The following is a 12175-nucleotide window of genomic DNA, read 5'->3' on the forward strand; positions in this document are numbered from 1 at the left end:
CGGCCCGGGAGCCCGCTCAGGACACCGTGCCGACGCCGTGGCCGCCGCCGTACTTCTGGACGTACTGCTGCATGCCGGCCGTCTTCACCGCTTCGAACAGCGTCTTCGCCTTGGCCGGGTCCAGGAAGACCACGCTCTGCTTATTGCGCATCCCGGTGCCCTTGTAGGGCGTCGTAAGGAACGTCACGTCGCCGACGCGCAGGTGCCGCAGGCTCAGCGCCAGCGAGCGCAGGTCCCCCGCCGACTCGCTCGAGTCGACGCTGATCGACTTGGTGAACGCCGACAGGAACCGGTCGAGCTTCAGCGGGTTGGTGATCGTGCCGCCGTCCGCGGCCTGCTTGGCGAGCGCGCCGAGGAACGCCTGCTGTCGCTTGATCCGGTCGAAGTCGCCGTTCGGCAGGTTGTAGCGCTGCCGGACGAACAGCAGCGCCTCCTCGCCGTTCAGCTTCTGCCGGCCGGCGTTCCACCGCTTCTTGCGGGCCGGGTCGTACACGCTCTGCTTGATGTCGACGGTGACGCCGCCCAGCGCGTCCGTCATCGACTTGAAGCCCTCGAAGTCGATCGCGCCGTAGTGGTCGATCCGGACGCCGGTGAGGTTCTCCATCGTCTCGATCAGCAGCTTCGGGCCGCCGAACGAGAACGCGGCGTTGATCTTCTGCTTTCCGTACCCGGGGATCTGCACGTAGGAGTCCCGGGGGAAGGAGATGATGTACGCCTTCTTCCGGTCCGCCGGGAGGTGCAGCAGCATGATCGTGTCGGTGCGCTGCTGGCCCGGCTTCCAGAGGTCGCCGCCGCCGTCTCCGGTCGTGCCGACGTCGGCGCGGGTGTCGGAGCCGACCAGCAGCCAGTTCTCGGTGCCCGCGCTGTTCGGGCCGGGCCGCTTGCCGCCCGGCATGACGCCCTGGATCCGGTGGATGTTGCCGTTGTACGACGACTGGCGCTGCCAGATCAGCCCGCCGATCCCCGCCACGAGCAGCACGAGGAACACGCCGATCGCGAGCAGGACGCGCGGCCAGCGCTTCTTGCGCGGGCGCACGCCGTCGCCGTCGTCGCCGCCGGGACCGCCGCCCCAGAACGCCGCGCTGTCGGGATCCTCGCCGCCGAGGCCGCCTGGACCGCCGGGACCGCCGTCTCCGGGTCCGGACGGGCCGCCAGGCCCTCCGGGCGCACCGTGCCCCTCGTGCCCGCCGATGCCGGGACCGCCGGGGCCGCCGGGACCGGCAAGGCCCGGCGCGGCGTGGGCCCCGGTCGCGCCGGGGCCGGACGGAGCGCCCGGACCTGCCGGGACGCCCGGACCCGCCGGGGCGTCGGGGGCTCCGGACGCGTGGCGTCCCGCGTGCGGCGGCAGGGCCCCATCGGGCCGCTGCGGCAGCGGCGGGCCGGGGAGGTCTCGGGGGGTCATGGCGCAGAAGCTACCAGCCCGATCAGTGCGGTTAAGGCGCGTTTCACACGTCCGTCCTGATCGAGACCGGTCCCGGCCCCCGGGTAAACCTCCGGGCTACGGCGTCCTTCTCGGCAGGGTCGCGGCGCCGAGGAGGAGGGCGACGACGGTGAAGGCGGCGATCACGGCGACGTCCGTCGTGAGGGTGCCGGTGAAACCGGGCTTGGCGCTGATCTCCTGCATGCCCTGCACCGCGTAGGTCAGCGGCAGCACCCGGGAGACCGCCTCCAGCCAGCCCGCCATCTGGTCGCGCGGGATGATCAGCCCGCACAGCAGCGTCTGCGGCAGCACGAACGCCGGCATGAACTGGACGGCCTGGAACTCGGTGCGGGCGAACGCGCTGGCGAACAGGCCGAGGGCCATGCCGAGCAGCGCGTCGAGCACCGCGACGAGGACCAGGGAGCCGAGCGAGCCGGTCAGGTCCAGCCCGAGCCAGGTCAGCGAGATCACCAGGACCACGCCGACCTGCACCAGCGCGGCGAGCCCGAACGCGAGCGCGTAGCCGAGCAGCAGGTCGAGCTTGCCGAGCGGCATGCTCATGAGGCGTTCGAGGGTGCCGCCGGTGCGCTCGCGGAGCGTGGCGACGCTGGTCACGACGAACATGACGACGAACGGGAACAGCCCGAGCAGCATCGGGCCGAGCCGGTCGAACATCGCCGGCGCCTGGAACACGTACCGCAGCAGGATCATCAGCAGGCTCGGCACGACGACCAGCAGCGCGACGGTCCGGTGGTCGTGCCTGAGCTGGGCGAGGATGCGGCGGGCGGTGGCGAGGGTGATCGCGGGGTTCACGCGGGGCTCCCGGCGGTCTCGGCGATGAGGCGGAGGAACGCCTCCTCCAGGTCGGGGGCGCCGGTCCGCTCGCGCAGCTCGTCGGGGGCGCCGTCGGCGAGGATGCGCCCCTCGCGCATCAGCAGCAGCCGGTCGGTGCGGCCCGCCTCGTCCATGACGTGGCTGGACACGATGAGCGTGACGCCGCGTCCGGCGAGCGTCCGGAACAGCGCCCACAGCTCCTGCCGCAGGACGGGGTCGAGGCCGACGGTGGGCTCGTCGAGGACGAGCAGTTCGGGCGAGCCGAGGAGGGCGACGGCGAGGTTGGCGCGGTTGTGCTGCCCGCCGGACAGCGTCGCGACCGGCTGGTCGCGGTTGCCGGCGAGGCCGACCTCCTCGATGACGCGGTCGGCGTCGCCGCGCGGCGCGCCCAGCACGGAGGCGAAGTAGCGGAGGTTCTCGGCGACGGTCAGGTCCCCGTAGACGGCCGGGGTCTGGGTCGCGTAGCCGACGCGGTTCCGCAGTCCGCGCGACCCGGCGTCCTCGCCGAGGACGGTGACGCGGCCGCTCGCGACGACCTGGACGCCGACGAGCGCCCGCATCACGGTGGTCTTGCCGCAGCCGCTCGGGCCGAGCAGCCCGACGACGCGGCCGCGCGGGACGTCGAAGCTCAGTCCGTGCAGGACCTCGCGCCCGCCGCGCACCACCCGCAGGTCCCGCACTTCCACGGCGGGACTGGAACTCATCATGTGATGAATTTAAGTCCGCGCGGAGGCCCGGTCAAGAGGCCGGGAAGGTCCGGTTTCCGCACCCGGTTCCGTCCGGGTTCCGTCCGGGGGCTCCGTGCGGGGAGGGACGTCAGTCCAGGTAGCGCTGGAGGGTCGGCGCGACCAGCTCGACCAGCTCGTCCTCGCTCGCGGACGCCATCGGCTCGACCCGCAGCACGTACCGCAGGATCATCACGCCGATCATCTGCCCGACCGCCGCCTGGACGTTCAGCCGCGGCAGGGACCCGGCCGCCTCGGCGCGGCCGAGCAGCGCCGACGTCACGAACTCGCGCATCATCGCCGCCGCCCGCTCGTTGGTCATCGCCGAGCGCAGCATCGCCAGGATGGGCGCGCGACGGTCCGCGTCGGCCCAGACCTGGAGGAACGTCCGGACGATCGTCTCGCCGAGCCGCTCGCGGGGCAGCGACAGCAGGTGCGGCAGCACGACCGACGGGTCCACCGGGAACCGCATGGCCTCGACGAACACGCCCTCCTTCGTGCCGAAGAAGTGGTGCACGAGCGCCGGGTCGACGCCGGCGGCGCGGGCGATCGCGCGCAGCGACGTCCCGTCGTAGCCCTTGTCGGCGAACATCTCGCGCGCCTCGGCGAGGATCGCCTCGCGCGTCTCGGTCGGGCCGGGCCGGCGGCCCCGCGCGGACGCGGTCCGCCCGGAGCGCGTCCCGTCGGTCACCGGGCGCCCCGGCGGGTGACCTCCCCGCCCGAGGTGACCTGCCAGGTGTGGTCGGCGGCGGCCAGGTGCAGCCGGGCGAACGCGAGCGCCTCGGCCAGGTCCTCCATGCGCTCGGCGCGGCTGGACGCACGGCGCGTGTTGACCTCCAGGACGACGTGCCCGCGGAACCCGGATTCGGCGAGCGTCTCCAGCATCGGCCCGCACGGCTGGTTGCCGCGGCCCGGGACGAGGTGCTCGTCCTTGTTGGTGATCCCGACGCCGTCGGCGAGGTGGATGTGGCGGAGCCGGTCGCCGAGGCCCGCCGCCATGCCGAGGGCGTCGGAACCGGACACGGCGGTGTGCGACAGGTCCAGCGTGACGTGCGGGTAGTCCTGGTCGACGGGGTTCCAGTCGGGCAGGTACATGCCGGCCTCGGCGCCGCGCGCCTTGAGCGGGAACATGTTCTCGACCGCGAACAGCACGTCCGTCTCGTCCTGCATGCGGGCCAGGCCCTCGACGAACTCCTTGGCGTAGTCGCGCTGCCAGCGGAACGGCGGGTGGACGACCACGACGTCGGCGCCGAGCTCCTCGGCGACCTCCTTGGAGCGGACCAGCTTGCCCCACGGCTCGCGCCCCCAGACCCGCTGGGTGAGCAGCAGGCAGGGCGCGTGGATCGACTTGATCGGGACCTGGTGGTAGTCGGACAGGCGGCGCAGGACGTTGAGGTCCTGCGAGGACGCGTCCGTGGACACCATGACCTCGATGCCGTCGTAGCCGAGCAGCGCGGCGATCTCGAAGGCGCTCGGCACCTTCTCGGGATAGACCGACGCGGTGGACAGCGTGATCGGTGCGTCCGGCACGCGCAGGGCCGGTGAACGGGCGCCGTTGTGCTGCGGGGTCAAGGCTTCCTCGCCAGGAATGATCGCTCGGCTGGGTCCGTGAGAGGCGGTGTTCGTAAAGGAAAGCCTATGCGCCCGCGCCGGTGATGAAACCCTCGCCCCGAGTGATCCGCGCTGCTTCCCGCAGGGGCCGCTCCGGGCGCGGCTACGCTCTGTTCCCGTGGCCGAGATCGCGCCGGGCGCCGTGCCGAGCCCGAACATCTGGAACTCCCCGCAGGTCTACGAGCTGGAGAACCGCGCGGTGGACCCCGACGGCGTGCTGGACACCGCGATGCGCGCGATCCGGCCGTGGACGGGCGCGACCGTGCTGGACCTCGGCTGCGGCACCGGCTTCCACCTGCCGCATTTCGCCGCGGAGGCGGACCGGGTGATCGGGATCGAGCCGCACGCGGGCCTCGCGGGGGCCGCGGCGCGCCGCGTCCGCGACCTTCCTAACGTCACCGTGCGTGTCGGCGCGGCGCAGTCGCTGCCGCTGCCGGACGCGTCGGTCGACGTCGTGCACGTCCGGTGGGCGTACTTCTTCGGGCCGGGCTGCGAGCCGGGCCTCGCCGAGCTGGACCGGGTCGTCCGGCGCGGCGGGGCGGTCTTCGTCATCGACAACGACGCGACCCGGTCCACGTTCGGCCGCTGGTTCCGGCGCGGGCTGCCGAAGTACGACCCGGAGGCCGTCGAGCGGTTCTGGACGCGGCGCGGCTTCACCCGCGAGCCGCTGATGATCAAATGGTCGTTCGGGAGCAGGGAGGACCTCGCGGCGGTGCTGCGGATCGAGTTCCCTGCCGACCTCGCGGACGAGTTCCTGCGCGAGCATGCCGGCCTCGAAGTGGACTACGCCGTCAATCTGTGGTGGCGTTGCGCCTGAGGTTACTGACGAGTCCGTCACAGTCGGCGTCCCGATGTGGCCACTCTTGGACCCCGCGTACAACAATTGGCGCCGTACCCCCACCGGCGCCGAAGGCGCCGCGACGCCGCCCCCCGGCCGGCGTCCGCCCGAAGGAACGGAGGAACCGGCCATGGGCCGTGCCGCCAGGACGAGCCGCAATATGATCGCCGCCGCCGCGCTCGCCGGAGCCGGCGCCGGGGCGGGACTGGCCCTGCAGCGCCGCGCCGTCCGCCGCCTCCAGCTGCGGCCCGACCCCTACGCCGGGGAGCCGTTCGGCTCCCTACGCGGCCGCCCCGTCCCCGTCCGCGCCGACGACGGCACCCGGCTCTACGCCGAGATCGACGGCGAGGACCGCACCGACCTCGCCGTCGTGTTCTCGCACGGCTGGACCCTCACCCAGGACTCCTGGCACTTCCAGCGCAAGGCGCTGCGCGGCCTCGGCCGGCTCGTCTTCTGGGACCAGCGCGGCCACGGCCGCTCCGACGGCGGCGCCCGCGACGGCTACACCCTCGACCGCCTCGCGGGCGACCTCGCCGCCGTCATCGAAGCCACCGTCCCCGCGGACACCCCCGTCGTCCTCGTCGGCCACTCCATGGGCGGCATGACCACCATGCGGTACGCCGACGCCAACGCCGGGCTCGTCGGCGGCAAGATCGCCGCCACCGGGCTGCTGTGCACCTCGTCCGGCGGCCTCGGCGAGGTCACCCTCGGCCTGCCGGCCCTCGTCGCGCGCTCCACCCAGCGCGTCCTGCCGCGCGCACTGCGCGCCCTCGGCGCCGGCTCCGCCGCCATCGAGAAGGTCCGGCACCTCGGCCGCGACGGCTCCATGCTGATCGAGGACCTCATCGCCTTCGGCCCCGACGCCAGCCCCGCCGCCGTCGCGTTCGCCGAGCAGATGATGACCGAGACCCGGATGGACGCCTTCATCGACTTCCTCCACTCGATGGTCACCACCGAGGTCATCAGCGACTGCGCCGCCCTCGCCGCCGCCGACACCCTGGTCATCGGCGCGGAGAACGACATGCTCACCCCGGTCGAGCACAGCCTCGAGATCGCCGGCTGCGTGCCGTCCGCCCGCCTGGAGGTCGTCCCCACCGCCGGCCACATGGCCATGCTGGAACGCCCCAGCATCGTCTCCGACCACCTAGGCGACCTCATCGAACGCGCCCGTAAGCAGTGTTAGCCCAGGGGGGCGACCCCCTGGAACCCCCGTCGCGGTCGGCAACCTGTTTCCCGCTCCGCTAGAGCTCCGCGCGAAACAGGCCGCCGACCGTCGGGCAGGCCCGCTGCGCTCGCTGCACTCGCTCCGCGTGCCTGCCCGTAACGTCAGCTGAGCTTCGACCCGGCGGGGCCGGGGTTCGAGCCGGCGGGGCCGAGGTTCGAGCCGGCGGGACTGGTGGGGCGGGCTTTCGGGGCGGACTGTCGGCGGGGGGCTCTAGAGTCTCGGGGCATGGCGAAGGCTAAGACGGCGAAGGCCGCCTACCGCTGCTCGGAATGCGGCTGGCAGACCTCGAAGTGGGTGGGGCGCTGCGGCGAGTGCCAGACGTGGGGCACGGTCACCGAGGCGGCGTCCGCCACCCCCGCGCGGGTCGTGACCGCCGGGCCCGTCAGCACGCCCGCCAAGCCGATCGGGCAGGTCGACGTCCAGAACGCGCAGACCCGGCCCACCGGGCTGGACGAGCTCGACCGGGTGCTCGGCGGCGGCATCGTGCCCGGGGCCGTGCTGCTGCTCGCGGGCGAGCCCGGCATCGGCAAGTCCACGCTGCTGCTGGAGGTCGCGGCGCTGGCGTCCACGCCGCCGGAGGCGGCCGTCCCGCGGCAGGCCCCCGCCACCGCCAGGCGCGTCCTGTACGTCACCGGGGAGGAGTCGGCCGAGCAGGTCCGGCTGCGCGCCGACCGGGTCGGCGCCATCACCGACGACCTGTACCTGGCCGCCGAGACCGAGCTGTCCGCCGTCCTCGGGCACGTCGACGCCGTCGAGCCCACCCTCCTGGTCGTCGACTCGATCCAGACCATCGGGACGTCCGAGGTCGACGGCGCGCCCGGCGGCGTCACGCAGATCCGCGAGGTCGCCGCGAACCTGATCAGGATCGCCAAGGAGCGCGGCATCACCGTCGTGCTGGTCGGCCACGTCACCAAGGAGGGCGCGATCGCGGGCCCCCGCCTGCTGGAGCACCTCGTCGACGTCGTCCTGTACTTCGAGGGCGACCGGCACTCCCGGCTCCGGATGATCCGCGCCGTGAAGAACCGCTACGGCCCGACCGACGAGCTGGGCTGCTTCGACCTGTCGGAGGTCGGGATCGTCGGGCTGCCCGACCCGAGCGGGCTGTTCCTCACCCGCCGCGAGGAGCCCGTCCCCGGCACGTGCGTCACCGTCACGCTGGAGGGCCGCCGGCCGCTCGTCGCGGAGGTGCAGGCGCTCGTCGCCAAGTCGCACCTGCCCGCGCCGCGGCGCGCCACGTCCGGCCTCGACACCTCCCGCGTCGCGATGGTGCTGGCCGTTCTCGCCCAGCGCTGCAAGATCTCGATGCACGAGCAGGACGTGTACGTCTCCACCGTCGGCGGCGTCCGGCTCGCCGAGACCTCCGTCGACCTCGCGCTCGGCCTCGCCGTCGCCGGGTCCACCGTCGAGCAGGCGCTGTCGAGCAGCCTGATCGCGCTCGGCGAGGTCGGCCTCGCGGGCGAGGTCCGGGTCGTGCCCGGCGTGCAGCGGCGGCTCGCCGAGGCCGCCCGGCTCGGGTTCAAGCACGCCGTCGTCCCGCGCGGGTCCCTGGAACTCGCCGACGGCTCGCCGCTCAAGCGCGCCGACCCGCAGCTCACGAGCTACGAGGGCATGAAGGTGATGGAGGTCGACAGCCTGCAACAGGCGCTCCAGGTCGCCTTTACCGCGCCATGACGCGGGTAGCGCGAGAGTATTACGGCACGCGTCAGAGGGATGCGACCAGGGGAGGAACCGGGTCACCGCCCTGCTCGGTAAACTGACGCCGTCCAGCGACCTCCGGGGGCCAGGTGCCAGAACACGACAAGGCTCATGACGAACGACGCCGCGCCACGCTCGCCGCGGTGGCCCCGGGCACGCAGATCCGCGACGGCCTGGAACGCATCCTGCGGGGGCACACCGGCGGGCTGATCGTCCTCGGCTACGACCAGGCCGTCGAGGACCTGTGCTCGGGCGGCTTCGAACTCGACGTCGAGTTCTCCGCGACGCGGCTGCGCGAGCTGGCCAAGATGGACGGCGCGATCGTGCTGGACAACGACCACTCCCGCATCGTGCGGGCCGCCGTCCACCTCGTGCCGGACTCCACCATCCCCACCGAGGAGTCGGGCACCCGGCACCGCACCGCCGAGCGCGTCGCCCGCCAGACGCCCCACCCGGTCATCTCGGTGAGCCAGTCGATGCGGATCATCGCGCTCTACCTGGACGGCATCCGCTACGTCCTGGAGGACTCGGCGGCGATCCTGTCGAAGGCCAACCAGGCGCTCGCCACGCTCGAGCGCTACAAGCTGCGCCTCGACGAGGTGTCCGGCACGCTGTCCGCGCTGGAGATCGAGGACCTCGTCACGGTCCGCGACGTCAGCGCGGTCGTGCAGCGGCTGGAGATGGTGCGCCGCATCGCCGACGAGATCGAGGGCTACGTCGTCGAGCTCGGCACCGACGGCCGGCTGCTCTCCCTGCAGCTGGACGAGCTGGTCTCCGGCGTCGACGTCGACCGGGAGCTGATCGTCCGCGACTACCCGTCGGACGACACCCGCGCCCGCGGCGTGTCGGCGATCCTGTCCGCGCTGGACACGCTGTCGGCCAACGAGCTGCTCGACCTGTCCACGGTCGCGGAGGTGATGGGGTTCGCCGGGCCGGACGCCCTCGACCTGCCGGTCAGCCCGAAGGGGTTCCGGCTGCTGGCGAAGGTGCCGCGGCTGCCCAGCATGGTCGTCGAGCGGCTCGTGGAGCACTTCGGCGGGCTGCAGAAGCTCCTCGCCGCGAGCATCGACGACCTGCAGGCCGTCGGCGGGGTCGGCGAGTCCCGCGCCCGCAGTGTCCGCGAGGGCCTGTCGCGGCTCGCCGAGTCGTCGATCCTCGAACGCTACGTCTGACGGTCGCGAGGGTCAGCGGAGGTGGAAGATCCGCTTGCCGGCCTTCCCGCCCTTCAGCGACGCGACGTAGGTTCCGGGCCGGGCGGGCGCGCCGCCGCAGCCGCGGCGACGGTCCCAGGTGAAGGCGGCCGTGGAGGGGACGCCGCGCCGCAGCGTCCGCTTTCCTTTCCCGGCCTTGAGGCACTCCCCCGATGACCAGATCCGGTCTTTCCCGGACCTGACGACGACGGAGAGCGTTCCAGCGTCGAATCCGCAGGACGCGCTGCTCGTGTTCACGACGGTGACGCCGAACCGCGGCTCCTGCCCCGCCGCGTACGTCTTCGCCGCCGAGATGGTGAACACCAAGTCGGCCGCGTTGCACGGCGCGCCGTCCTCCGCGGCCTCCGGCGTGACGGTCGTGGTGACGGTCACCGTCGGCATCGCTCCCGGCGGCATGGCGGGCGCGGCCGAATCGATCGCCCCGGCGTTCCGGACCGGCTCCTTCTCACCGCCCCCGCTGCTCCCGCCGCCGCACGCCCAGGCCAGCGCCGCGACCGCACCGGCCGTTCCGGCGAGCGCCGCCACGCGGCGCCGCCAATACCGGTCCAGCGATAAATGACGCTCGGTACCCGTATCCATACGGTCAGTATGCATTCGCTGAATCGGCACAGGGGTCCGACCCGCCGCATGCCACAATGGCGGTCCGCCATGAACTCCACCTATACCGATCCGATTCTCGACTGGTACGCCGCGAACGCGCGGGATCTCCCGTGGCGCGCCGCCGACGCCACCCCCTGGGGCGTCCTCGTCAGCGAGATCATGCTCCAGCAGACCCCCGTCGTCCGCGTCCTGCCCGTCTGGCGGGCCTGGATGGAGCGGTGGCCCACCCCCACCGCGCTCGCCGCCGAACCGTCCGGCGAGGCCGTCCGCGCCTGGGGCCGGCTCGGCTACCCGCGCCGCGCGCTGCGCCTGCACGAGAGCGCCCGCGCGATCACCGAGCGGCACGGCGGCGAGGTCCCCTCGTCGCACGCCGACCTGCTCGCCCTGCCCGGCATCGGCTCCTACACCGCCGCGGCCGTCGCCAGCTTCGCGTTCCGGCAGCGCCACGCCGTCCTCGACACCAACGTCCGCCGCGTCCTGGCCCGGCTCGTCTCCGGCGAGGAGTACCCGCCCAAGGCGCAGACCAAGGCGGAGGTGGCGCTCGCCGAGGGCCTGGTGCCCCTCGACCCGCCGACCGCCGCGCGCTGGGCCGTCGCCGTCATGGAGCTCGGCGCGCTCGTCTGCACGGCCCGCACGCCGCGCTGCGTCGACTGCCCGGTCCTCGCGCAGTGCGCCTGGCATCTGAACGGACGTCCCGCCTACGACGGCCCGCCCCGCCGGGGACAGACCTACGCGGGCACCGACCGCCAGTGCCGGGGCCGCCTCCTCGCCGTCCTCCGCGACGCCGACGGGCCCGTGGAGAAGCCCGCCCTCGACGTCGTCTGGTCTGACGCCCTACAGCGCGAACGCGCCCTCGACGCGCTCATAGCGGACGGCCTCGTCGACCCCCTCGACGACGGCCGCTACACCCTCCCCACCTGAGCGACCGCGCCCGCGCCGGAACGGGGGCGGTCTGCGGGGATATTGGGTGGTCGGGCGGGCCGGTGGGGTCGTACCGTTCGGCGGGTGCGCGACCTCTTGAGCCTGCCGAAAGCCCACCTGCACGTCCACCTGGAGAGCACCGTCCGGTGGGACACGCTCAGAGCCATCGGTGACGCGAACGGGGTCGAGGTGCCTCGCGACGGCGGGACCTTCGGCGGTTTCGCCGCCTTCTTCGCCCAGAACGAGCTGGTGCGCACGTGCCTGCGGCGGCCCGCCGACTTCCGGCGGATCGCCTACGAGTTCTGCGAGGACGAGGCGGCGCAGGGCACCCGCTACGCCGAGGTCTCCTTCACCGCCGCCGCGCACGGCGAGCGGCTCGGCGACCTCGACATGCCGCTCACGGCGGTCCGCGAGGGCCTGGCCGCCGGACGCGAGGCGTTCGGCATCGAGGTCGGGCTGCTCCTGGACCACTCGCGCCGCCGCTCCGTCGAGCGGGCCTGGCACACGCTGGAGCTCGCGCGCCGCCACGAGGGCGTCGTCGCCGTCGGTCTGGCGGGCGACGAGTCGTACCCGGGCGACCCGTTCACCGAGGTGTTCGCGGCGGCCCGCGACGCCGGCCTGCACGTCGTCCACCACGCGGGGGAAGGCGAGGGACCGGCCAGCATCCGGCAGGCGCTCGGCCCCGGGCGCACCGAGCGCCTCGGCCACGGCATCCGCGTCCTGGACGACCCGGACCTGGTCGCCGAGGTCCGCGAACGGGAGATCCCGCTCGAGGTCTGCCCGTCGTCCAACGTCGCCCTGGGCTTTGCGGCGTCCCTCGCCGACCACCCCCTCCCCCGCCTCCGCGACGCGGGGCTGATCGTCACCGTGAACACCGACATCCCCGCCCTGATCGGCGCGCCGCTCGCCACCGAGTACGCCCGCGTCCGCGACGCGTTCGGCTACGACGACGCCGCGCTCGCCGACCTGGCCCGCGCCGGCGTGGACGCCTCCTTCGCCTCCGCGTCCACCAAGGCCCGCCTCAACCGCGAGATCGAGACGTGGCTCGCGGCCACCTGACCCACGCGCCGGCCGGGGCGTCAGGTGGGCGCCGGC

Annotated in this window: 12 protein-coding genes; 6 read left to right on the forward strand and 6 right to left on the reverse strand. The window is 73.4% G+C overall.

Going from position 1 to position 12175, the window contains the following annotated elements; translation table 11 throughout:
- Window positions 1-16: 16 nt before the first annotated feature.
- The 5 genes from amrb99_RS23095 to amrb99_RS23115 all read right to left on the reverse strand — a co-directional run bounded on the left by amrb99_RS23095 (window position 17) and on the right by amrb99_RS23115 (window position 4551).
- The gene (locus amrb99_RS23095; RefSeq protein WP_241755833.1) at window positions 17-1402 is read right to left on the reverse strand and encodes an LCP family protein; all 1386 of its coding nucleotides are present in this window, start codon (window positions 1400-1402) and stop codon (window positions 17-19) included.
- A gap of 96 nt (window positions 1403-1498) precedes the next feature.
- Entirely contained in the window at window positions 1499-2233 is a 735-nt protein-coding gene (locus amrb99_RS50155; RefSeq protein ID WP_190859441.1) for an ABC transporter permease, read from the reverse strand.
- On the reverse strand, window positions 2230-2961 hold the full coding sequence (locus amrb99_RS50160) for an ABC transporter ATP-binding protein (RefSeq protein ID WP_206700074.1): 732 nt from the start codon (window positions 2959-2961) through the stop codon (window positions 2230-2232). Before amrb99_RS50160 ends, amrb99_RS50155 begins: the two co-directional genes overlap by 4 nt.
- A gap of 109 nt (window positions 2962-3070) precedes the next feature.
- Entirely contained in the window at window positions 3071-3670 is a 600-nt protein-coding gene (locus amrb99_RS23110; RefSeq protein ID WP_347256804.1) for a TetR family transcriptional regulator, read from the reverse strand.
- Window positions 3667-4551 carry a sugar phosphate isomerase/epimerase gene (locus amrb99_RS23115; protein WP_190859443.1) on the reverse strand — a complete coding sequence of 295 codons (885 nt, stop codon included), beginning with the start codon at window positions 4549-4551 and terminating at the stop codon, window positions 3667-3669. Before amrb99_RS23115 ends, amrb99_RS23110 begins: the two co-directional genes overlap by 4 nt.
- A gap of 157 nt (window positions 4552-4708) precedes the next feature.
- Here amrb99_RS23115 and amrb99_RS23120 point away from each other — a divergent pair, with 157 nt between their 5' ends.
- From amrb99_RS23120 to disA, 4 genes are all read left to right on the forward strand, one after another.
- Entirely contained in the window at window positions 4709-5407 is a 699-nt protein-coding gene (locus amrb99_RS23120) for a methyltransferase domain-containing protein (protein ID WP_190859445.1), read from the forward strand.
- Between the two features lie 151 nt (window positions 5408-5558).
- Window positions 5559-6611 (forward strand): alpha/beta hydrolase, encoded by a 1053-nt coding sequence (locus amrb99_RS23125; RefSeq protein ID WP_190859447.1) that lies wholly within the window; start codon window positions 5559-5561, stop codon window positions 6609-6611.
- 267 nt (window positions 6612-6878) lie between these two features.
- Window positions 6879-8324, forward strand: a complete 1446-nt coding sequence (gene radA / locus amrb99_RS23130) for a DNA repair protein RadA (RefSeq protein WP_190859449.1) — start codon at window positions 6879-6881, stop codon at window positions 8322-8324.
- Window positions 8325-8437: 113 nt separating this feature from the next.
- Complete coding sequence (gene disA / locus amrb99_RS23135; RefSeq protein ID WP_190859451.1) at window positions 8438-9520, forward strand: DNA integrity scanning diadenylate cyclase DisA; 1083 nt, start codon at window positions 8438-8440, stop codon at window positions 9518-9520.
- Between the two features lie 12 nt (window positions 9521-9532).
- Here disA and amrb99_RS23140 read toward each other — a convergent pair whose 3' ends face one another.
- Window positions 9533-10138 carry a hypothetical protein gene (locus amrb99_RS23140; protein ID WP_190859453.1) on the reverse strand — a complete coding sequence of 202 codons (606 nt, stop codon included), beginning with the start codon at window positions 10136-10138 and terminating at the stop codon, window positions 9533-9535.
- Window positions 10139-10207: 69 nt separating this feature from the next.
- Between amrb99_RS23140 and amrb99_RS23145 the strand changes: the two genes are divergently transcribed.
- Window positions 10208-11080, forward strand: a complete 873-nt coding sequence (locus tag amrb99_RS23145; RefSeq protein WP_190859455.1) for an A/G-specific adenine glycosylase — start codon at window positions 10208-10210, stop codon at window positions 11078-11080.
- An 84-nt stretch (window positions 11081-11164) separates the two neighbouring features.
- Window positions 11165-12139 (forward strand): adenosine deaminase, encoded by a 975-nt coding sequence (add, locus tag amrb99_RS23150; RefSeq protein WP_190859457.1) that lies wholly within the window; start codon window positions 11165-11167, stop codon window positions 12137-12139.
- Window positions 12140-12175: the final 36 nt, after the last annotated feature.

The sequence above is a fragment of the Actinomadura sp. RB99 genome, assembly GCF_014706005.1.
Lineage (GTDB): Bacteria > Actinomycetota > Actinomycetes > Streptosporangiales > Streptosporangiaceae > Spirillospora.